Raw genomic sequence first — 20639 nt, 5'->3', positions numbered from 1 at the left:
CTTGGGGGCGTGCAGCCAGCAAGCGAGTCTCCCGAGCGGCCCTCCGGCCGCCTTCACCGGGCCCGTGTCCTCTACCGGAACGTCTCCAAGCGCAGGATGGCCTGGCTGCTGCTGAAGGACACCGTCAACTCGTGCATGGAGTACCGGATCCTCGGTCTGGCGGCCGAGGCCGCCTTCTTCACCCTGCTCTCGGTCCCGCCGCTGCTGCTCAGCGTGATCGGCCTGCTCGGCTACGTCGACCTGTGGACCGGCGCCGACACCACGGAGAGCGTGCGCGCCAACATCCTCGACGCCTCCCGGACGGTGCTGTCCGAACGCGGTGTGGAGCAGATCGCGCGCCCCATCCTGGACGACGTGATGCGGGGCGGCAGACCCGACGTCATCTCCCTTGGCTTCCTCTTCGCCCTCTGGTCGGGCTCCCGCGCGGTGAACGTCTTCATCGACACCATCACCGTGATGTACGGGCTCGACGGGGTACGCGGCATCGTCCGGACCCGGCTGTTGGCCTTCCTGCTGTTCCTCGTCGCACTGTTGATCGGTTCGGTCGCGCTGCCGCTGATGGTGGCGGGCCCGGACGCCGTGGTGGGGCTCGTGCCGTGGTCCACGACGCTCGTTCAGGTGTTGTATTGGCCTGTGGTCATCGTCTTGTCCGTGGCCTTCCTGACCACCCTTTACCACGTGTCCGTGCCCGTCCGCTCGCCGTGGATCGAGGACGTGCCGGGAGCGCTGGTGGCCCTGGGGATGTGGGTGTTGGGCAGCTTCCTGCTGCGGATCTACCTCACCAACACCGTCGAGGGACCGACCATCTACGGCTCCCTCGCGGCTCCGGTCGCCGTCCTGCTGTGGATCGGGGTCTCCGCCTTCGCCGTGTTGGTCGGCGCGGCGGTGAACGCCGCCATCGACCGGGTCTGGCCCGCCGCGGCCACCGCCGCCGCTCGCGAGGCCAACGAGCGCCAGCGGCAGGCGCAGGTCGCCGAGTACGTGTCGCGCGCGGCGGGGAGCGGCGAGGCAGATCCCGACATGCCGGCGGAGTTCCCGGAACGCTGGTCCCGCTTCCTGCCCCCCGAGGACTTCACGGCCCGACTGCGCACCCACGCCCGGCACACTCCCCGCGACCGGCGGAGGTCGGAGGAGGGGGAGTCGGAGGGTGGGGAGCCTCGGAGGGGCGAGGCTCCGGAGTGACGGGCGAGCGGCGGTCCCGCCGCGGCCGGCCTCGCCGGGCGGGCTAGCTCGCCGGAAGAGGAGCGAAGAGGTCGACGGCGTTGCCGTCCGGGTCCGCGACGATGGCGTACCGCTGCCCCCAGAAGGCGTCCCACGGCTCCGACTCCCCGCGGCAACCCGCCGCGACCAACTCGCGGTACACCGCGTCCACCTCGCCGGGCCCGTCGCACCGCAGGGCCAACGACGTCCGACCGGAGCCGGTCGGCGGACGCCAGTCCGGGTTGAAGGAACGCACCGTCTCCTCGGTGTCCAACATCAGCCGCAGACCACCGGGGAGTTCGGCCTCGGCGTGCGGCTGCCGTTCGGACCCCTCGGGAAAGGCGAAACCGAGACGACGGTAGAAGGAGACGGACGCGGTCATGTCGGAGACGATCACGCCGATGGCGTCGAAGCGTGTGTTCATGTCGCCACCCTAGCGACGGGCGGCGCGCGCCACGCCGGGGCTTCCGACGTTTCGAGAACGCGTATGGCGTGTGCCTGACAGGATGAGGCCGTGCCCAGTCTCTCGCGCCCCCTCGCCCGTCCCGCGGTCGACGCCCGGACCCCGCGCGGCTTCGGTTCCCTGACGCCGCTCCTGCTGACCCTGGTTCTGACGGCCTGCGGTGCCGAGCGGGACGCGGCATCCCCCTCCGAACGCGCCGGCGAGGCCGCGGCGTCCGACGCCACCGTCTCCGACGCCGAGATCGTGAGACGCGCCGGCTCCGGCGGAGCGGCGCCGGAACTCGTGCACCTCACCGAGGTACCCGGCTATCGTCTCGCCGAGCGATCCGTCGGCGTCCACGGCGACGACGGCTTCTCCGCCGTCTACGTCCCCCACGAGGGTCCTGGCTCGTTCACCCTCCGCGTCGAACGCGGCGACCTCGACGCCGATTCCTGCGAAGAGCGGTGGAACACCTGCGAACAGGACGGCGGGCTCTGGCGTCTGGAGACCGGGCGGGCGCACGGGTACGCCCGCCCCGAGTCGGGCTACGTCGTCGGCGTCACGGCGGACCGGGAGGAGGTCCCGCTCGACCACCTGCGCGCCGCGATCGACGCCGTCCGACGCGCGGAGGCCGGGCCGGTTCCGCCACCCGCCGATCCCGCCGCCACACGCCCCCCGGCGGAACGCGGCGACCTGCCCCCGCACGGAGACGGGGCCCCCTACAACGGCGTGGGCGAGGGCGGTTGACCCCGACGGTCCGGCGAGCCGACCTCTGGCGACGACTCGGTGTTCCCGTCCTCGCCCCACCCCGCGCCGATCGGGACCTCGATGCCCGTCGAGTGGGACGTCGGTGGTCGGGGCGATACTCGGGCCATGACGGTAGACGAACACAAGAACGACCTGCACGGGTACCTGAAGGCCGCGCGCGAGGGGATCGTCTGGAAGTTGGAGGGGTTGTCCGAGTACGACTCCCGACGCCCCATGACCCCGACCGGCACCAACCTCCTGGGTCTGGTCAAGCATCTGGCCTCCGTCGAGTTCGGCTACCTGGGTCTTGTCTTCGACCGCCCGCACGGCGAGTCGTTGCCCCGGCACGAGGCGGACTGTGAGCCCAACGCGGACATGTGGGCGACGGCCGAGGAGTCCCGGGAGGAGGTCCTGGACCTCTACCGGCGCGCCTGGGCACACTCCGACGAGACGATCGCCGCGCTTCCCCTCGACGCCGTGGGCCACGTCGCCTGGTGGGGCGAGGGCGAGACCGTCACGCTCCGCCGCGTGATGCTGCATCTGGTCGCCGAGACCCACCGCCACGCCGGCCACGCCGACATCCTCCGGGAGTCGATCGACGGCAGGGTGGGCATGCGGGAGGGCAAGACGAACGTGGACGGCGGCGACGCCGACTGGTACCGGGAGTATCGGGCCCGTGTGGAGGCCTCGGCGAGGGAGGCCGAGGCCGCCAGGGCCGGCGCGTCGCAGGCGCGTCGTTGACATCCTCGCCGCTCTGAAGCACGGCGATTCCCGCCTACCTCGCCGTTGAAGGCCTCGGTCTCGGATGGATTCCCGCTTCGCCTCGCGGTGCCGGGACGAGTCCCGGTCCCACCTTCGCGTAGCTCGGGCCGCCCGCCCCGCGAGGATCAGGGGAGGCGTCCACCGGGGTCGGGTTCGGCCAGGGTCCGGGCGATGTCCCGTACGGTCTCGGGACCCACCCGGCAACACCCGCCGATCAGTCGGGCACCGGCCGCCCTCCACGATCGGACCAGGCCCGGGGCGAGGGTGGGACGTCCGCGCCAGGTGCCGGACCGGGCGTCCCAGGTCTCGCCACTGTTGGGGTAGGCGACGAGCGGCTTCCCCGACACCCGGGACGCGGTGGCGAGAGCGCTCGCGACGTCCTCGGGGGCGCAGCAGTTCACACCGATCGCGACCACCTCGTCGCAGGCGTCGGCCAAGGCGAACGCCTCCTCGAGGGGCTGCCCGGCCCGCGTGCGGTCCCCGGCCGCCGTGTAGCTGAGCCAGACCGGGACGTCCAGCCCGCGCACCGCCCGCACCAGGGCCTCGGCCTCCTCGGTGTCCGGCACCGTCTCCAGGGCCAGCGCGTCCGGGCGAGCCGAGGCGAGCACCTCCAGACGCGGGCGGTGGAAGCGCTCCAGCTCCCCGACGGTGAGCCCGTACCGCCCCCGGTACTCGGAGCCGTCGGCGAGCATCGCGCCGTAGGGGCCCGCCGACGCCGCGACCCACCGCCGGCGGTCGGTGCCCGCCCGGCGGGCCGCGCGGCGCGCCAGGTCCACGCTGAGCCGGAGCGACTCCGCCGCCCTGTCCCGGTCCACGCCGCGGGCCGCGAACCCCTCGAACGTCGCCTGGTAGCTCGCCGTGATCACCACGTCCGCTCCGGCGCAGTAGTAGGCGTGGTGCGCCGCGGCGACGGCCTCGGGGCGGTCCGTCAGCAGACGGGCGGACCACAGCGCGTCCGTCAGGTCGTGACCGGCCGCCTCCAGCTGAGTGGAGAGGCCGCCGTCCAGGACGAGACCGCCCGAGCGCAGCGCGTCGACGAGGTCACCGGTCATCGGGACTCCCCTTTGTGCCGTCCGCGACATGGTGAGGAACCTGAGCCTGGCGCGCGTCATCGGTGACGCGGCGTCGTCGGAGTTCCGGAGCACGCTGGAGTACAAGGCTCGGTGGTACGGCCGTGAGGTGATCGCGGTCGACCGGTGGTTCCCCGCCTCCAGGCTGTGCTCGACCCGCGGCACCTCGCGGGGCGAGATGCCGTTGAACGTCCGCACCCGAGCGTGCGACTGCGGGACGACCCACGACCGGGACGTGAACGCGGCGAAGAACATTCTGGCCGTCGGGCCGACGGCGTCTGTCTGTGGAGCCGGTGTGAGACCTCAACGGAGCACTCCGGGCGGTCGGCGGTGAAGCGGTGAACCCACGGCGCGAGCCCTGGGAATCCCCCTCCGGCAGGAGGGGGAGGAAGCCAAGCCCCGAGGTTACGTCCCCCTTCCGGGGGTGCGGGAGTCGATGGCCTCCGCGCGCTCCCTCCTCGGACGGGTGTCGGTGGCTCGGAGCGGCCGCGGGTGGGTCCCCGGGGCGACCGGAGGCGCGCCGGCCCGGAGGGGGACGGCCGCCGCCGGTCCCCGGACACCGACCGAGGGGGACCCGCCGGGACGGGGGCGGGGGCGGGGGCATACGGTGAGAGGTCGAGTGCCTGAGGTCGGGAGGAGACACGGGATGGGCAGCCGTACCGCGCTGGTCGAGGATCTGATGGACCGCTTCCCGCACGTACCGCGCGAAGCGGTCTTCAAGGAGGATCTGCTCCGCGGCGGGGTGGCCTTCGACGCTTCCGCCCTCAGCGACAACGAGGGGGGCGAGGTGAAGCCGAAGTCGTACTTCATCTTCTCCTTCGACCACGGGACCCTGCCGGAGCTGGGCGAGGCCGCTCTGCGCCGGCCCCCCGAGGAGATCATCCTCACCGGTGGCCCCTACGACCTGCGGCGCACCGTGGTGTCGGTCCGGGTGAACCCGTCCTCGCCGTATCGCGTGGCCGCCGACGACGGCGGCATGCTCGGCCTGTATCTCGACGGCGCGCGCATCGCCGACGTCGGGGTCCCGCCGATGCCCGAGTACTACCGGCACACCCTGTCCAACGGGAAGTCGGTGATGGAGGTGGCCCCGACCATCCAGTGGGGCTATCTGATCTACCTGACCGTCTTCCGGGTCTGCCAGTACTTCGGTGCCAAGGAGGAGTGCCAGTACTGCGACATCAACCACAACTGGCGTCAGCACAAGGCGGCCGGCCGGCCCTACACCGGGGTGAAGGACGTCGAGGAGGTGCTGGAGGCACTGGAGATCATCGACCGGTACGACACGGCCGGGACCTCCACCGCCTACACGCTCACGGGCGGAGCCATCACCAAGACGGTCGGCGGGAGGGACGAGGCCGATTTCTACGGCCGCTACGCCAAGGCCATCGAGGAGCGATTCCCCGGCCGCTGGATCGGCAAGGTGGTGGCACAGGCGCTGCCGCGCGACGACGTGCAGCGGTTCAAGGACTACGGCGTGCAGATCTACCACCCCAACTACGAGGTGTGGGACGAGTACCTGTTCAAGATGTACTGCCCTGGCAAGGAGCGGTACGTGGGCCGCGACGAGTGGCACCGGCGGGTCCTGGACTCCGCCGAGGTGTTCGGCGCGCGCAACGTCATCCCGAACTTCGTGGCGGGAATCGAGATGGCCGAGCCGTTCGGCTTCACCTCGGTCGACGAGGCCATCGCCTCCACCACCGAGGGCCTGCGCTTCTTCATGTCGCGGGGCATCACCCCCCGGTTCACCACGTGGTGCCCCGAGCCCACCACGCCGTTGGGCAAGGCCAATCCGCAGGGCGCGCCGCTGGAGTATCACATCCGGCTGCTCCAGGCCTACCGCGAGACGATGGAGGACTTCGGGCTGTCGTCCCCTCCGGGATACGGGTCGCCGGGCGCCGGCCGGGCGGTGTTCTCGGTCAGCTCTTTCATGGACAGCCTGCCGGCGGACGACACCGTCGAGGTGTGAGGGCGCCCCGGGGCGGCCGGGCCGGGGAAAAGCGGTGGTGGCCGCCTCCGGGCGGGGGATAGGGTCGTTCTCGTCCCCGGGTGGGCCGCAGCGTGGCGCACCGGCGTATCGGCGTTTCGGGGAGAGGACGAAGGCGTCTCGGAGTAGCAGGAGGTGAGGACAGTGACGACGGTCATCGCGGCGGGCGCTGCCCGCGTTTCGGAGTCCATCCCCTCTTCCGCTCTCGTGGTCCCCGACTGACGTCTCGCGCGCTCTTCACCGTCGAGCGCGCCGCGGGGATCACCCTTCGAAGGGTTCTCCCTTGTCCGATACCTCCCTCGACACCTTCCACGGCCCCGGTGGCGGGCAGCCGCTGGCCGCCTACGGCTGGGACGATGGCTGGACCGCGGCTTTCGCCCCGTACGCCGAGCGCGGCCTGGTACCCGGCCGGGTGGTGCGCGTCGATCGCGGCCGGTGCGACGTCGTCACGCCGGCCGGCACGGTCCGGGCCGACACCGGGTTCGTCGTCCCGCGCGACCCGATGGAGATCGTCTGCACCGGCGACTGGGTCGCCGTCGACCCGACGGGCGTCGACCCCCGGTACGTCCGGACGCTCCTGCCTCGCCGGACGGCCTTCGTGCGTTCGACGTCTTCCAAGCGCGCGGAGGGGCAGGTGCTGGCCGCCAACATCGATCACGTCGCCGTCTGTGTCTCGCTCGCCCTCGATCTCGATCCGGCGCGCATCGAGAGGTTCCTGGCGCTGGCCCTGTCCAGCGCGGGGCGCGCGGCGCCGGCGTCCGCGGCGCCCGCCACCGGCGCGCGTCCGATCGTCGTCCTGACCAAGGCCGACCTCGTGCCCGACCCGGGGACCAGGGCGTACCTGGCGCGGGATGTCGAGGCGTGCGCGCCGGGAGTCCCGGTGCTGACCGTCAGCGCGCCGACCGGAGAGGGTCTGGACGTGCTCGCGGCGACGGTCGCAGGCGGCACCACCGTGATGCTCGGACAGTCGGGGGCCGGAAAGTCCACACTGGTCAACGCGATTCTGGGCCGGGATCGCGTGGAGACGGGGCCGGTCCGGGAGGGCGATGGCAAGGGCAGGCACACCACGACCACCCGCGACCTGTTCGTCATGCCCGGTGGGGGCGCGTTGATCGACACTCCCGGGTTGCGCGGTGTCGGCCTGTGGGACGCCTCCGTGGGTGTCTCGCGGACCTTCGCGGACATCGAGGATCTCGCCGCACGGTGTCGGTTCGACGACTGCGCCCACGCAAGCGAGCCCGGATGCGCCGTGCTGGCGGCGGTCGAGGTCGGTGATCTGCCGGTGCGGAGGCTGGAGAGCTACCGCAAGTTGTCGCGGGAGAACCGGCACATCGTGGCGAAGAGCGACGCCCGGGCCCGGGCGGAGCTGAGGAAGGAACACAAGAGGCGCGGCGCCGAGGGAAGGGCCGCCATGGCGGCCAAGCGCGCTCGTCAGGGTCGCTGAACCGCGGCCGCCCTCCGGCTCCGGCCGGGTGTCTTCGCGCCCTGAAGACACCCGGCCGTCCCGCGGACCGTGGACCGCCGGCGACGCGCCCGAGGAGAGACGGACCTACCCGGCCAGGACCGCGCCGAGCCAGGCGGCCGTGATCACGAGGCAGGCCAGCAGTTCGGTCAGCACGCCGGAGCCGCCCCTGCGCATGGTCGTGCGCAGGGAGGCCATCGCCTCCGCGTGTCGGCCCAGACGCGTCCGTTCGGCCAGGTAGACGCCGCCCATGAAGCCGGGCACCGCGCCGACGACGGGCACGAGCACGAAGCCGAGGAACGCGCCCGCGCAGCCGTAGGCCAAGAGTCGCCCGTCGGCGCCCTTGGCCCCGAGCCGTCGTGGCGGCAGTGCCCAGCGCACCGCCCTGGAGACGAGGAGGACCGCCGTGGAGCCCATCAGGACGGCCCACGAGAGCGGCTGAGGATCCTTGAGCGCCCACCAGAGCACGGCCGCCCAGACGAGCAAGGACCCGGGCACGCCGGGTACCGGTACACCGCACAGCCCCAGCAGGACGACCAGGCCGACCAGCAGGAGGTCCAGCACTCCCATCCGCCCAGAGTGCCGGAGCGCGCGGGTTCACGCAGTTCCACGCGGACCAGTCGGACCCGCGCCCCGGAGGGCGTCGCGGGCGGTCCGGCCCGGCGCCGAGCGGGTCCGGTGCTCGCGCGCCACCCACCCGCGCTCGTACGCGTGCCAGCCCAACTGGAGGCGAGTCGTCACACCCGCCATTTCCATGAGCCGTCTCACCCGACGTTGGACGGTGCGCAGCCCCAGCTCCAGGTGTTTGGCGACGCTGGCGTCGGTCAGGCCCGCCAACAGCAGGGAGAGGATCTCCAGGTCGGTGGGGTCGGGTCCGAGGTGACTCTCCTCGGAACCTTCGAGCCCCTCGGACGCGCCCAGCCGAAGGGGGAGCGCGTCCCGCCAGACCGATTCGAACAGAGCCGACAACAGCCGCAGAAGGCCGCCGGCGCGCACGATCAGCGCCGAGGGCTCCGCCGAGGGAGCCGCCAGTGGCACCAGCGCGCACGACCCGTCGGCGATCATCAGTCCGGTCGGTAGCCGGTCCGCGATCCTGATCTCCTCGCCCCACCCCACCCCGGCGGTCAGCTCGGCGACGCTCTGCCCCCGATCCAGGACCGAGCGCTCCAGCACCACCCGGTGTCGGACCTCACCGACACCCTTCCGTGCCCCGCTTCCGTGGTGTCGGCCGTCGGCGGTCGGAAGGCCCCCGACGACCAGCGCGCAGACCTCCTCCGTCGCGCCGAGGCGCAGCTGGAGCACCCGCTGGGCCATCGCCGTGGCGCCGATCACCACCTCCACCAGGTCCCGCACGGCCGGCTCCGCCGTCGCCACACGATGCTCCTCCGCCAGCAAGGCGGCGGCCAGTTCGGCCTTCTCCAGCTCGTGCCGTCGGCGGGACAGGAGCGCGCCTAGTGCGACACCCGGCGGCGCCGCCACCCACCGGCCGGGCCCGGACGACGACCGGGTCGCCAGCCCGCGCTGTTCCAACCGACGCAGCGCCCGCTCGGTGTCCCGCTCGTCGAGGGCCAGGCCCCGCGCGAGATCCGGCACGTCGCCCGCGCCGATGGCCACCAGCGCCCGGTAGACCGACTCCTGCCGCTCTTCCAGACCCAGCACTCCCAACACCAGGCGCCACCCCTCCCGAGTCGCGGGCCCGCGGTCACCCGCGGGCCCGATGGAAACCGGCCACGACGTGAACCTGTCGCAGATCATCATCGTGCCAGGCGCGGTCTCCTTGCCAAGCCCTCCACCTGGGTTTCCCGCGCGCCCTCGGCCGGTCCAGACGTCAGGTCGTCGCCTCGGGGAGGACTGGCGCGCGTCGAGGGGGGCAAGGATCTGATGGGAACGTGTACGAGCGGGTGGGGGCGGACGCCTCGGCCCGAGGCGGGAGGGGGGACAGCGTGAGAAGGACGGCAGTCGGCGGTTTCACGCCGATCGGGACCACACCGGCGGGCCGCGGAGTCTCCCCGGGGGCCGGGGGCGCGACGGCGGCGGGCCTGGGTCGAGGGCCGCAGCCGTGGTCGATCAGCCGCCGTCTCGGTCGGGCCGACCTGCGGGCCGTGCCCGCGACCCGCCAGGCGTTGCGCGCGCTGCTGCGGCACTGGGGCACGCCCGGGCAGTCGGACGTCGCCGAGCTGCTCGCCGGGGAGCTGGTCACCAACGCCTTGGTCCACACGGACCTGGACGCGGTACTCAAGGCCACGGTGGGGCCGCGCGTGCTGCGGGTGGAGGTCCGGGACTTCGTCGGGCTGTTCCCCAGGGCGTGCCGGCCCGCGCCGGACGCCGACACACACGGCCGGGGTCTGATGTTGGTGCGGTCGCTCGCCGACGCCTGGGGAGTGCGGGCGCACGGGGTGGGCAAGGCCGTCTGGTTCGAGCTGGAGGCGCGGGCCGGTTCACCGGAGGCGGCGGAGGCCGCGTGAGACGATCGACGCCTCGCGGGGGGGCGTCGAACCGTGAGGCCCGGCGAGGCACTCGCGTCGCACCGGGCGAGAGTGCCTCGCCGGGCCCCGTGTCGCGCCCCCTCACCGGGTGTTCGAAGGGGCGCGACGGAGGCCGTGCCCCGACCGTCGGCACCGTCGGTCGGGGCACGGGGTGCCCGGCTCAGCCGAACTGTTGCTCCAGATCCTTCAGTTTGCGCTCCAGTGAGTCCAACCGGGGCAGAGCCTGCGTGTCGTCCTCGGCGGTCAGATCCACCGTGACGGCGTCACCCTTGTCGCGCACCGGCTGGAGGGAGGGGCGTCGGGGCGGGGCAGGGAGCTGTTCGGGCGCGGGCTGAGGCGGTATGGCCGGCTCCGTCGCCGCCCGTTCCGTACCTCGCTCCACGGCCTGCACCGCCACGTCCACCTGTCGCCCGCCGCGCCCGATCAGGCCTCGTTGTCCGCGGCTGATGGCCTTCAGCCGGGCGCGTTCCAGACGCTCCTGGTCGCGTCGGCGCAGTCGCTCCTCCTCCTTGCGGCGCTGGTCCTCGCGGACCTCCTCGACGGCTTCGTCGAGGCTGCGCACCCCTTCGAGCAGCATCAGCGACCAGGCGCGATAGGTCTCACGGGGTGCTCGAAGCCAGCGCACGATCCGGATCTGGGGCAGCGGACGCGGTACCAGCCCCTGTTCCCGGAGCGCTGCTCTGCGGGTCTGCTTGAGCGCCCGGTCGAAGAGCACCGCCGCCGAGAGGGACATGCCCGCGAAGAAGTGCGGGGCACCCGCGTGTCCCGCGCCCCGCGGGGCGTGTACCCAGTTGAACCACGCGGCGGCGAAGGCGAAGGTCCACACCAGGATCCGGGAGCCCAGCGCGGCGTCGCCGTGGCTGGCTTCACGGACCGCGAGCACCGAGCAGAACATCGCCGCGCCGTCCAGGCCGAACGGGACGAGGTACTGCCACCCCCCGCTCAGACCGAGGTTCTGCTCGCCGAAGCCGACCAGTCCGTGGAAGGAGAGCGCGGCGGCGACGGCGGCGCAGCAGAACAGCAGGACGTAGGAGACGGTGGCGTACAGGGCTTCCTTGCGGCGTCTGCGTTCCTCGGAGCGTTCCCAGGAGTCGTCGGCGCTCGCGTCCTTCCCCGCCGCGCGCTTGCCGCGCGCCAGCACCGCCACCGCCGCCAACATGCCCAGGAGCAGTACGGCGCCCGGGAGCAGCCAGCTCAGCGATATGTCGGTCAGTCTCATATGGGGTCCCCTGTGGCTTGGGAAGGACGTAACGCCCGCCATAGTGGCCCAACGTCCGTGACCGTCAGGGGTTTTCGGGCAACAGGCCGCCAACTGGTGACGGGCGATCCCTCTGGGGCGACTTCACGCCCGAACGTGATCGCGACGTGCGGCAGCGTGCTCGAACACGCCGACTCCCCGGAGGGGCCCGTGCCTCTCCGGCCGCAGGTCGGCCCGTCGCCGAGGAGTCCGGCGATCCGCTCCGCGTCGCCGGCGCCCGCACGGGTGACATGAGCCTCGGCCGGCCGCTTCCGACGGCACACGCATCGGCCGGCCCGCCCGCCGGGCGCGCCGCCGCGTCCGCGAGGTCGGTCGCCCCACCGGGCCCCTCCCCGCGCGGGGCCATGTTCCGAGTCGTCGGGCGGGTGACCGGCCGGCCCCGGGGACGACGTCGGGGTGGCCGGGCCGTACGCGACGAGGGAGCCGGTTTCCGGGGCGTGGCGGTGGGGCGCAAGGGTGGCGTCGGGCAGGCAGGCCACGTGCATGGGTGATGGCCGACCTCGGCGATCACGTCGGAACCCGCCCGTCCTCCGTGCGCCCGGGCGTTCTCCCGGCGGTGGGCGCGTCCGGTGCGGCGTCGTCCGAGACGAGGGGTACACGGCGATCCGGACCTCCCCTCGTGCCCGAGGCCTCGCCTACTCCTCCCCCGATCGCCCGGAGGCCGGGGCGGCGTCTCGGAGGAGGGCGCCGGCCTCCGAGGGGACGGCGGGAGGGCGTGGGCGGCGGGTTTCGCCGGCCGGGAAGGGGCGCCTCCTCTCGGGCGGGGAAGTCCGCGCTTCACGCGAGCCACGGCGGACTTCGTAGATTGGCCGAAAATCGATCAACTGCTGGGGCGTTGCGATCACATCTGACTGAAATGAGATAGATATTGATCGATGCTGCGCGGGTGTCGACGAGGAGCGCATGGGCTCGGGGGGATGTGCACCGGCGGCCGTGGCGCCTATCGTGCTTTCCGGGCGGTATCGGCCGCCCTGGAGCGAACACACCGAAACGCCCACCTACACGCCTCTGGAGGAGTCGTGAAGCAGACCGCTCAGCGCCTCGCCGAGGTGGAGGCGACCCGCCCCCGCGCCGCCCAGGCCCCGTGGGACCCCTCTCCGGGACGGGGCGTGGTCGAGTCGGCGGACCGGGCGGGATCCGTGCGCGGCGAGCACACGCGCGACCTCACGCCCCCTCCCGCCCCCCGTTCCCGACCTCCGATGCGGCGCGTCTCGGTGCGGGGACAGATCCTCTCCGCCCTGCGCGCCGCGCTGTCCACCGGCGAGCTGTCCCCGGGGGAGATCTATTCGGCCCCGGCCCTGGGGGAGCGTTTCGGAGCCTCCGCCACCCCCGTCCGGGAGGCGATGCAGCAGCTCGCCGTCGAGGGGGCCGTGGAGGTCCTGCCCAACCGGGGGTTCCGCGTGGTCGCGCGCGGCGCGCGCGAGCTGGCCGAGCTGGCGGAGGTCCGGGCGTTGCTGGAGATACCGGTGATCTTGAGACTGGCCCGCACCGTTCCCGCCGAACGCTGGGCGGAGCTGCGTCCCCGGGCGGACGCCGCGGTCCGTGCGGCCTCCACCGGTTGTCCGGCCACCTACGGAGAGGCGGACCGGGCCTTCCACCGTTCGCTCCTGGCGCTCTCGGGAAATCGGCAGCTGCTGCGCGTCGCGGACGAGCTGCACCGGCGGGCCCAGGGGCCGTGGGTCGGCGTCGCTCCCGTCCGCGGAGCGGGCCTGGTGGTCGACGCCCAGCAGCACACCGTCCTGCTGGACGCGTTGGCGGTGGGCGACGTGGAGGCCGTGGCGGCCCTGGCCGCGGAGCACTTCGCCGCGTCGGACTGAGCCGGGTCCGTCGACGTCCCGGGCCACGCCTCGCCGATGTCCTCACGGGACGACGGCCCCTCAGCGTGGTTCCGGCCCCGGCGGGACGGGCGCTCGGGTCAGCCAGGTGGGGACACCGCCCAGCAGTCGGTGCAGGCGCCGGGCCTCCTCGCGCAGCCGGGACGTGTCCGGTTCCGGCACCGTGTCCGCCAGCGACATCAGGGCGGCGACCGCGCCGACGAGGTGGCCCTGGTCCTCGCGCAGACGCAGGGACTCGGCGAACCCGTGCCGCGCCTCCGGTAACTTTCCCTCCGCCAGATCGAGCTGGGCCAGGTGGCGCCAGGTGGAGGAGAGGAGCAGCGGGTCGCCGTGGGCGATGGCGGACGCGTGCGCGCGGCGATAGGCCGCGCGGGCCGCCTGGGGCGAGGCGGTCAGGTTCTGTGCCAGGAGCCCACGCCCGAAGTCGAGGCGTGCCCGTACGGGCGAGTCTGGCGGGATCAGCGCCGCGGCCCGCCCGAGAGCCGCCCGTGCCTCGTCCGCGCGGTCGCGTACGCCGTGCCAGGTGGCCGCGTACGCGAGCCCGCCCCGCTCGCAGGCCGCGGCTCCCCGTTCCTCGTCGTCCCCCGCCAGTGCCTCGGCGGCGCGCAGCGCCTCCTCCGCCTCCGACCACCCCCACTCGGTGTAGAGGCACCGCTCCACCAGGAGCCCGGCCCGTCGCAGCGCCGCGGTCGCCGTGGTCGGCTCCAGCAGCGCCGCCGCCTCGGACCAGCACCCGCGTGAGCGCAGACGCCACACCGCGGCCTGGAGCCGGTCGTCGACCGGGGTCGTTCCCGTGCCCGAACCGGACATGGCGGGATGCGCCACGTTGCCCTCCCCTAGGCCGAGTCGTGCCGGTCAACCCGGGGTGGCGGGGCCTGGCGCGCGCCGTGCGGCGGGGGCCGCGTCGCCTCCGGGCCCCGCCGACGCACGCGCGCGGCCCCGGCCGCGGCGCGCCGAGGAAGCCGCCGCCGAGCCGGCCGGGCCCTGTCGCGGCGCCGTACCGTCGGGTGTTGGCGGCATCTCAGCACGGAACGACCGGTGGGGCCAAGAGGGTGGGTGAAACTTTTCACAAAGCCGCCGGTCGCGCCGCCGCTCGGCGGCGGGTTCAGCTCATCCGGAGCGCCAGGCAGAAGTCGAGCTTGTCCTCCAGCCGGGAGAGGTCCCGTCCGGTCAACTGCTCGATCCTGCCGACCCGGTAGCGCAAGGTGTTGACGTGCAGATGGAGGCGGGCGGCGCACCGGGTCCAGGAGCCGTCGGCGTCCAGGAAGGCCTCCAACGTCGGCACGAGTTCGGAGCGGTGGCGGCTGTCGTAGTCCCGCAGGGGGTCCAGGAGTCTGGCGGTGAAGGCCCGACGGACGTCGTCGGGGACGAACGGCAGCAGCAGTACGTGGGAGGCCAGTTCCTGGTGACCGGCCGCCGCCACCCGACCCGGCCGGGCCCCGGCGACCCGTCGGGCGTGGCGGGCCTCCTCCAGCGCCCCTCGCAGCCCCTCCGCCGACGGGACCGGGGCGGACACGCCCAGGGTGATCCGTCCCGCGCCGTCCAGCCCGGTGGCCAACGCCTCCCGGACGGAGTCCGGCAGAGTCTCCGTGAGGAGACCGGCCCCGGCGCCCTCCGGCTCCTCCGGCGACGCGGGCAGTGGCACCAGGGCGACGGCCTCCTCTCCGTCGTGGGCCACGGCGACGCGGTCCACGACCTCCGGCCCGGCTTCGCCGTGGCCGCCGAGGATCTCCTCCAGCAGGGTCCGGGCCACGCGGCCGCCGTCGGTCCCGCCGTCGTCCCAGTCCGCCCGGGCCACCACGACCCGCCAGTGGGGGGCCGCCCCCAGACCGGGGAGAAGCACCGGGCCCGCGACCCTGAGCCGGGCGGCGACCTCGGCGGGCGGTGCGCCGCCCAGCAGCAGGTCGAGGATCTCCTGGGCCAGGCGCCTGCGCATCTTCCGGGAGGCCTCCCCGCGGTCCCGTTCCGCGGAGATCAGCTGCGTGACCCCCTCCAGCAGGTCCAGGCGCCGGGCGTCCCACTCTCCCGCGTCCCCCTCGACGACCAGCAGCCATTGGGACAGGGGTGTCTCCCGCGCGGGAGAGCCGGGGGCCTCGTCCGCGCCGCGCACCGGGAAGAGGCTGTACCACGTCCGCCCCAGGGCGATCCGGTGGGGCCTCCTCCGCTCCCCTCGTCCGGCCCCGAGGTGCTCGGCCGCCAAGCGTGCGCGCACGTCCGCCGCGAGCCCCGGACCCGAGGCGTGGGAGTGGGCCAGGGGCCGGCCGGTCGGCGACAGAACCCAGGCCCGCAGGTCCAGGTCGGAGCCCAGGAGGTCCAGGACACCGCCCGGGCCGCCGGCGCCGCCGGGAGTCAACATTCGCCGGTGCCGTTCCACCACGGCGGCGAGGTCCCCGGCGCGCTCGCCTGACACCTTGCGCACGACGTGTTCGGTGATCGTGGCGAACGCCACCGAGACGTCCACCGAGAGGAGCGGCAGGCGATGACGTGCGCAGGCCTCCACCAAGTCCTGCGGCACACTGCCGAGTTCGGCCTCGCCGACGGCGAGGGCGGCGACGCCGGCCCGGGTCAGGACCCCGACGAAGGACTCGGAGTCCTCGGCGTCGCGGCGCCAGGCGAGTCCGGTGAGGACCAGCTCCCCGCCGGAGAGATAGCGGCCCGGATCCCGCAGGTCGGTGGTCATCACGCCGCGGACGGGCCGGTCCAGTTCGTCCTCGCCGCCGATCAGCCTGAGGCCCAGCACGTCGGTGTCCAGCAGGGCGCGCAGCCGCATCCTCGTCGCCGCCGTTCTCTGTCGTGGTCGGTCCGATGGTCGCGGGCAGCCCTCGGAGGAACGCGACCCGGTTCCGGTGCCCTGCGGCCCACGCGCTCGGAGGCGCTCGGCACGGCCGTCCCGCGCCGCCGGAAGCGGGTGGTGGGCCGGGGCTGTCCGTTCATACGAATCTACAAGATGACCATGCTTCCCGGCGAACGGCTTCGGCGGTTCCGCGCACGAACGCCGACCCTCGCCGCCGTTCGGACGCGCTCCCGGTGCCATGCCGTCCGCTCGGCCCGACCCACTGCGCGGTCCCTCCGCGTCCGCCCCCCGAGAGGAGGCGGACGCCCCATCCCTCCGGTGTTCGTCCGATCGAGGCCCTCCTCCGTCACGGGCCCCGCCGCCCGCGCGTCACGGCAGTCGGAGGAGACGGTCGACCTCCCTGCCGAAGAGCGCGCGTCCCGATCGCGCGACAAGCCCGTCGAGCGCCGAGGGAAACCCTCGCACCTCCACCTCCTCGCGCCACCCCACCCGGCTCCGGTCGCCGGGCGCGGGCCGGACCTCCAGCTCCGCCCAGCCGGTGACGAGCCGCCCCCTCTTCTCCAGTCGGCAGAGCCCGGGCCGGTCGCCGTCGGGGGGTCGCCACGTCGTGACGTCCATCGGATCGTCGAAACCGATCGGACCCAGGCCCGTGCGCGCCACGATCCGGGTGCCCGGGCCGGACGGCGGGGGAGTCACCACGGTGACCCGCGTCAAGGGCACCGTCGCTCCGTGGTGATGCCATCGGGTGATCCTGCGCCAAGCCTCGCGCGGAGGCAGCGGTGCCGTGCGCTCAAGGAAGAAAGTGACCACCTAGCGATCGTAGGCAGCGCACGGCACCCGGGCGACGCGCCACGGGGGGAGGGCGCCGCCACTCGGCGACTTGGAAAGGGGGCGCTGCGGGCCGCTCGTGGTGACCCGCAACGCCCCCCGGCTCGATCCCGAGGAGGACCGGGCCCACAGGCCGCCCGCGCGGGCGATCGGGGCCGGTGGTGCCCGGTCTCACGCTGTCGGGTCGGGCGCATCTCCTCGGGGCGCTCGCCGGTGGGTGCGGGGGGTGGGGGGTGTGCACGGGCCCGTCGGACGGTCCCGCGCACCCGGTGAGCGGCACCCCACCAGGCTAGGGTCGGTCGGCCTCGTACCCAATGAGGGTATTCCCTACGAAGGGCCGCCAGGGGGATCCCCCTGTCCGCCGCCCTGCCCTCAGCGCCGCCCCTGACCCGCCGCCAACCGCACCAGGTCCACCCGCGAGCGGATCGCCAGCTTCCGATAGACCCGGGTGAGCGTGGCCTCCACGGTCTTGACGCTGACGAACAACCTCCCGGCGATCTCCCTGTTGGTGGCCCCCTCCATCACCAACCCGGCGACCTGACGTTCCATCGAGGCGAGGGCCTCCAGATAGGCCACCGGCGGCACCGCGGGGCCGGGCTCGGGGGCGCGCGAGGCCCTGCTCGCCTCCTCGACCCGGCGCAGCCAGACGGTCGCCCGACAACGCCGGAACAACTGGGCAGCCTCCTCGTACGACGTGCCCGACCGGGCGGTGCCGAGACAAGCCATCGCGAAGACCGTGCGGGCCTCCTCCAGTGCGTGGCCCAGCCGCGCCTGACGCTCCCGCGCCGACGTCAGCAGGGCCACCGCGCCGTCGTGGTCCCCCCGGGCCGCCGACACCAGGGCCTCCGCCCGGTCGAGATCGGCCAGCACGCCCTCCCGCCCGAGACGCAGCGCGTTCGCGCGAGCGGAGTCCACCACTCGCCGAGCCTCCTCCGGCTCCCCACTCCGCACCAAGGCCTCCGCCAGGTCGCCCTGCCACCGACCGCGAGCCGGATCGGTGATGCCTGCGCCCGCCTCCAGCCGTCCCACCCGGCGCAGGGTCTCCGCCGCCGCCCGGGCCTCGCCCGCCATCAACTCCGCGTGACCGAGAGCCGCCAGAGCACGGGACAGATAGACGGCGTCTCCGTCCTCCTCCGCCCGGTCCACGGCCTCCCGGGCCAGTTCCCGCGCCCGCTCCACGTCGCCGCCCGCCGCCTCCGCGAGGGACGCCTGCATCGCGCCGGCCCCCTCCCCGATGCCCGCGTCGCGGGCGAGCGTCAGACTCTCTCCGGCCAGCGTGAGGGCACGTCCGCAGTGGCCGGACCGCAACTCCGTCTCGGCCAGAAACCGCAGATAGTGCACCTCGCTCTCGGCCATGCCACGACGACGCACCTCCCGCAGCAGGGTCGTGACCGCCGACCGGGCCTCCGCCAGCCGGTCGCTCATCAGCAACCACCGGAAACGGACCGCGCCGGCGCCGTTGTGATGGCACGCCACCCGGGGGTCCTGCGGCTCACGCAGGGCCCGCCTGATCGTCGACGGGGCGTCCGGGTGTCCCGCCAGAGTCTCGGCCTGTGCCTGGAGGGCCAGGGCGAGTACCTCGGTCCTGCGGTCCCCGGCCCGACCGGCGAGGGTCGCGGCGTGCGCGGCCTCCTCCCGCCCCCGGCCGAAGTCGCCCTGCACGACGAGATCACGCCAGGCCAACTGGTAGTGGACGAGCGCCAACAACCCGGGGTCTTCCCCCGCGTCGGCCAGAGCCTGAGGAAAGGCGGCATCCACCTCGCCGATGGCCTGCCCGGCGGCTTCGATCACCACCATCCAGGCGCGCACCCGATGCGCCGGCAGGACGGCCCGCGCCAGAACGTCGTGGGCGATGTCGCGGGCGAGATCGGCCTCCCCCGCGGTGATCGCGTCCTCGGCCGCGCGAAGCCGGCTGTCGTCCGGCCCCGGCACCCCGTCCACCGGGGTGTGTCGGGCGGCGAGCAACCCCAGCGAGGCGGCCACCGACGGCGCGCCGCGATCCCGGGCCACGGAGGCCGCGTCCGCCAACCGCCGTGCCACGCGAGGATCGGTGCCCGTGGTCGCCAGAGCCAGGTGCCGGGCGCGCTCGATGGGATCCGACGCGGCCCGGGAGAGCGCCTCGTGGGCGGCCCGTCGCTCGCTCGCCGAAGCCCCCGCGTACAGCGCCGCCGAGACCAGCGGATGCGCGAACCGCACGGCGGACGCCTGAGGGTCGCCGGTCAACAGACCCAGCTCGGCGGCGCGCGCCGTCTCCGCCTCGGCGTCGACGCGGCCCGCCGCGCGGAGCAGCGCCTGCGTCGGGCGGGCCCCGACACAGGCGACCAGCAGGGTCCGGCGCGCCTCCTCGGACAGCACTTCCAGCCGGTTCAGGACCAGGTCGCGGAGCGATGTGGGGACGGGAAGGGGTTCCCCCGGCCGGGGCGGCGTCGGACTCTCGGCGAGGGCGCGCCCGAGCTCCAGGGCGAAGAGCGGGTTGCCGCCGCTGGTCCGGTGGATCTCGCGGACCGTGGCGCGCGAGAGGTCGCCGTGGCCGCGACGGTCGAGCATCGTGGCCGTCTGGACACGGGTAAGCGGGCCGATCCTCACGGCCTCGCTTTCCGACGGCACGGCCCTCAGTGCCCGGTCGTACTCGGGACCCTCGGTGCGCAGGGCGCAGAGCATCCGCACCGGCGCGCCGTCCAGTCGGCGAGCCGCGAAACCGAGGATCTCGGCGCTCGCCGGATCCAGCCACTGCAGATCGTCGGCGACCACCAACACGGGCCCGTTCGCCGCGAGTGCGCGGAAGGCGGAGAGGACGGCCAGGCGGAGCGCGAGCCCCTCTCGTCGAAGCGTGGACTCGCGCCCCGTCAGTGCCGATTCCAGGGCGGTGCGCTGGGCGACGGGCAGATCGGTCACCACGTCCTCCAGGACCAGGCCCAACAGGTCGGCGAGGGCGAGGAAGGGCACATGCGACTCCGACTCCGTCGCCGAACAGCGGAGCACGGTACGGGCCGTGGGCGCGAACTCGGCGGCGAGGGCGCCCAGCACGGTCGACTTGCCGATGCCGGCGGGGCCGTGCAGCAGGACGCTTCCACCGCCGGCGAGCCGTCCGCGTGCCGCGCGCAGCTCCTCCTCCCTGCCGACGACCAGGTCGGGGCGGCTCGGGGCAGGCTCCTCGAAGTCCCGTGGCACGGTCACCGCTCCCTCCGCGTGTCGTGTCCTGGCCATGTTAGGCAACGGCCTCTGGATATCGGACGGACAGTGGGGTGAGGGACATAACAGGAGGCGATCGGAAATGAGGGGACCGTGCCGCCTCCGGTCGGCGAGCCTACCCTTCCGGGTGACCCCAGCGTGCGCGTCCGGGTGCACCCGGTGACGGTGGAGGAGCGCCCCCACCGAGGCGCTTTCCCCTCAAGCAAGGAAGATCCATGACTGACCGATCCATGCTCGCCTCAGTCACCCGGGTCCGCCGTCGGCGGCTCTGGGGCGTGACTGGTGGCGTGACGCTGGCTTGCTCCGTCCTGCTGGGCACCGCCGCGGTGGGTACCGCGCAGGCCGGCACCAACGCGCCGGCTCGACAGCCGATCTCCCAGGAAACCTGTCGGCATCACTCCGACTGCGACCGGGGCGACGGACACGGCTCGAAGGGGTCCAAGGGTTCCAAGGACTCGAAGGGATCCAAGGGGGAGCCGGGCCCGACCGGCCCGACCGGACCGACCGGCCCCACGGGTCCGACGGGCCCGGAAGGTCCTGCCGGCCCTGTGGGTCCGACGGGTGACACGGGTCCTGCGG

General features: G+C 73.7%; 16 protein-coding genes and 1 pseudogene. 8 read left to right on the top strand and 9 right to left on the bottom strand.

Annotation, left to right across the window (positions count from 1 at the left end; genetic code table 11):
* Positions 1–9: 9 nt before the first annotated feature.
* On the top strand, positions 10–1182 hold the full coding sequence (locus JEK78_RS02940; protein ID WP_242483246.1) for a YihY/virulence factor BrkB family protein: 1173 nt from the start codon (positions 10–12) through the stop codon (positions 1180–1182).
* Between the two features lie 43 nt (positions 1183–1225).
* Here the strand turns inward: JEK78_RS02940 and JEK78_RS02935 are convergent, their stop codons facing one another.
* On the bottom strand, positions 1226–1624 hold the full coding sequence (locus JEK78_RS02935) for a VOC family protein (RefSeq protein WP_200262534.1): 399 nt from the start codon (positions 1622–1624) through the stop codon (positions 1226–1228).
* Positions 1625–1714: 90 nt separating this feature from the next.
* Between JEK78_RS02935 and JEK78_RS02930 the strand changes: the two genes are divergently transcribed.
* A complete protein-coding gene (locus JEK78_RS02930; RefSeq protein WP_242483245.1) occupies positions 1715–2389 on the top strand; it encodes a hypothetical protein in 675 nt (224 codons plus the stop codon).
* 126 nt (positions 2390–2515) lie between these two features.
* Positions 2516–3130, top strand: coding sequence for a DinB family protein (locus JEK78_RS02925; protein WP_200262533.1), 615 nt, complete (start codon positions 2516–2518; stop codon positions 3128–3130).
* A gap of 146 nt (positions 3131–3276) precedes the next feature.
* Here JEK78_RS02925 and mmuM read toward each other — a convergent pair whose 3' ends face one another.
* Positions 3277–4203 (bottom strand): homocysteine S-methyltransferase, encoded by a 927-nt coding sequence (gene mmuM / locus JEK78_RS02920; RefSeq protein ID WP_200262532.1) that lies wholly within the window; start codon positions 4201–4203, stop codon positions 3277–3279.
* A 19-nt stretch (positions 4204–4222) separates the two neighbouring features.
* On the opposite strand from mmuM, the pseudogene JEK78_RS02915 reads away from it, so the two are divergent.
* The 3 genes and pseudogenes from JEK78_RS02915 to rsgA form a co-directional block, all read left to right on the top strand.
* Positions 4223–4555, top strand: a pseudogene (locus JEK78_RS02915) (zinc ribbon domain-containing protein); the annotation flags it as partial.
* A gap of 312 nt (positions 4556–4867) precedes the next feature.
* Positions 4868–6187 (top strand): radical SAM protein, encoded by a 1320-nt coding sequence (locus JEK78_RS02910; protein WP_200262531.1) that lies wholly within the window; start codon positions 4868–4870, stop codon positions 6185–6187.
* Positions 6188–6488: 301 nt separating this feature from the next.
* The gene (gene rsgA / locus JEK78_RS02905; RefSeq protein WP_242483244.1) at positions 6489–7649 is read left to right on the top strand and encodes a ribosome small subunit-dependent GTPase A; all 1161 of its coding nucleotides are present in this window, start codon (positions 6489–6491) and stop codon (positions 7647–7649) included.
* Positions 7650–7754: 105 nt separating this feature from the next.
* Here rsgA and JEK78_RS02900 read toward each other — a convergent pair whose 3' ends face one another.
* Both JEK78_RS02900 and JEK78_RS02895 read right to left on the bottom strand, forming a co-directional pair.
* Positions 7755–8237 carry a DUF456 domain-containing protein gene (locus JEK78_RS02900; protein WP_200262530.1) on the bottom strand — a complete coding sequence of 161 codons (483 nt, stop codon included), beginning with the start codon at positions 8235–8237 and terminating at the stop codon, positions 7755–7757.
* 27 nt (positions 8238–8264) lie between these two features.
* Positions 8265–9335: a helix-turn-helix domain-containing protein gene (locus tag JEK78_RS02895; RefSeq protein ID WP_200262529.1), complete on the bottom strand. Its 1071-nt coding sequence runs from the start codon at positions 9333–9335 to the stop codon at positions 8265–8267.
* Between the two features lie 371 nt (positions 9336–9706).
* Between JEK78_RS02895 and JEK78_RS02890 the strand changes: the two genes are divergently transcribed.
* Positions 9707–10132 (top strand): ATP-binding protein, encoded by a 426-nt coding sequence (locus JEK78_RS02890; protein ID WP_242483354.1) that lies wholly within the window; start codon positions 9707–9709, stop codon positions 10130–10132.
* 181 nt (positions 10133–10313) lie between these two features.
* On the opposite strand, the gene JEK78_RS02885 is transcribed toward JEK78_RS02890, so the two are convergent.
* The gene (locus JEK78_RS02885) at positions 10314–11372 is read right to left on the bottom strand and encodes a DUF2637 domain-containing protein (RefSeq protein ID WP_200262527.1); all 1059 of its coding nucleotides are present in this window, start codon (positions 11370–11372) and stop codon (positions 10314–10316) included.
* 1058 nt (positions 11373–12430) lie between these two features.
* On the opposite strand from JEK78_RS02885, the gene JEK78_RS02880 reads away from it, so the two are divergent.
* Positions 12431–13228 carry a GntR family transcriptional regulator gene (locus JEK78_RS02880; RefSeq protein ID WP_242483243.1) on the top strand — a complete coding sequence of 266 codons (798 nt, stop codon included), beginning with the start codon at positions 12431–12433 and terminating at the stop codon, positions 13226–13228.
* A gap of 60 nt (positions 13229–13288) precedes the next feature.
* On the opposite strand, the gene JEK78_RS02875 is transcribed toward JEK78_RS02880, so the two are convergent.
* The 4 genes from JEK78_RS02875 to JEK78_RS02860 form a co-directional block, all read right to left on the bottom strand.
* Positions 13289–14071 carry a hypothetical protein gene (locus tag JEK78_RS02875; RefSeq protein ID WP_200262525.1) on the bottom strand — a complete coding sequence of 261 codons (783 nt, stop codon included), beginning with the start codon at positions 14069–14071 and terminating at the stop codon, positions 13289–13291.
* A 280-nt stretch (positions 14072–14351) separates the two neighbouring features.
* Positions 14352–16016, bottom strand: coding sequence for a PucR family transcriptional regulator (locus JEK78_RS02870; protein ID WP_200262524.1), 1665 nt, complete (start codon positions 16014–16016; stop codon positions 14352–14354).
* A gap of 393 nt (positions 16017–16409) precedes the next feature.
* Positions 16410–16850, bottom strand: coding sequence for an SRPBCC family protein (locus JEK78_RS02865; protein ID WP_200262523.1), 441 nt, complete (start codon positions 16848–16850; stop codon positions 16410–16412).
* A 390-nt stretch (positions 16851–17240) separates the two neighbouring features.
* On the bottom strand, positions 17241–20045 hold the full coding sequence (locus tag JEK78_RS02860; RefSeq protein WP_200262522.1) for an AAA family ATPase: 2805 nt from the start codon (positions 20043–20045) through the stop codon (positions 17241–17243).
* Between the last annotated feature and the right edge of the window lie 594 nt (positions 20046–20639).

Source organism: Streptomyces sp. HSG2 (assembly GCF_016598575.1).
Taxonomy (GTDB): domain Bacteria; phylum Actinomycetota; class Actinomycetes; order Streptomycetales; family Streptomycetaceae; genus Streptomyces.
This window is presented reverse-complemented; position numbering and strand designations above follow the sequence as displayed.

What these genes read in the sequence shown, in the direction of transcription:
- JEK78_RS02935 (WP_200262534.1), bottom strand. Translation starts at nt 1,624, where the DNA reads ATGAACACACGCTTCGACGCCATCGGCGTGATCGTCTCCGACATGACC.
- JEK78_RS02925 (WP_200262533.1), top strand. Translation starts at nt 2,516, where the DNA reads ATGACGGTAGACGAACACAAGAACGACCTGCACGGGTACCTGAAGGCC.
- mmuM (WP_200262532.1), bottom strand. Translation starts at nt 4,203, where the DNA reads ATGACCGGTGACCTCGTCGACGCGCTGCGCTCGGGCGGTCTCGTCCTG.
- JEK78_RS02910 (WP_200262531.1), top strand. Translation starts at nt 4,868, where the DNA reads ATGGGCAGCCGTACCGCGCTGGTCGAGGATCTGATGGACCGCTTCCCG.
- JEK78_RS02900 (WP_200262530.1), bottom strand. Translation starts at nt 8,237, where the DNA reads ATGGGAGTGCTGGACCTCCTGCTGGTCGGCCTGGTCGTCCTGCTGGGG.
- JEK78_RS02885 (WP_200262527.1), bottom strand. Translation starts at nt 11,372, where the DNA reads ATGAGACTGACCGACATATCGCTGAGCTGGCTGCTCCCGGGCGCCGTA.
- JEK78_RS02870 (WP_200262524.1), bottom strand. Translation starts at nt 16,016, where the DNA reads ATGCGGCTGCGCGCCCTGCTGGACACCGACGTGCTGGGCCTCAGGCTG.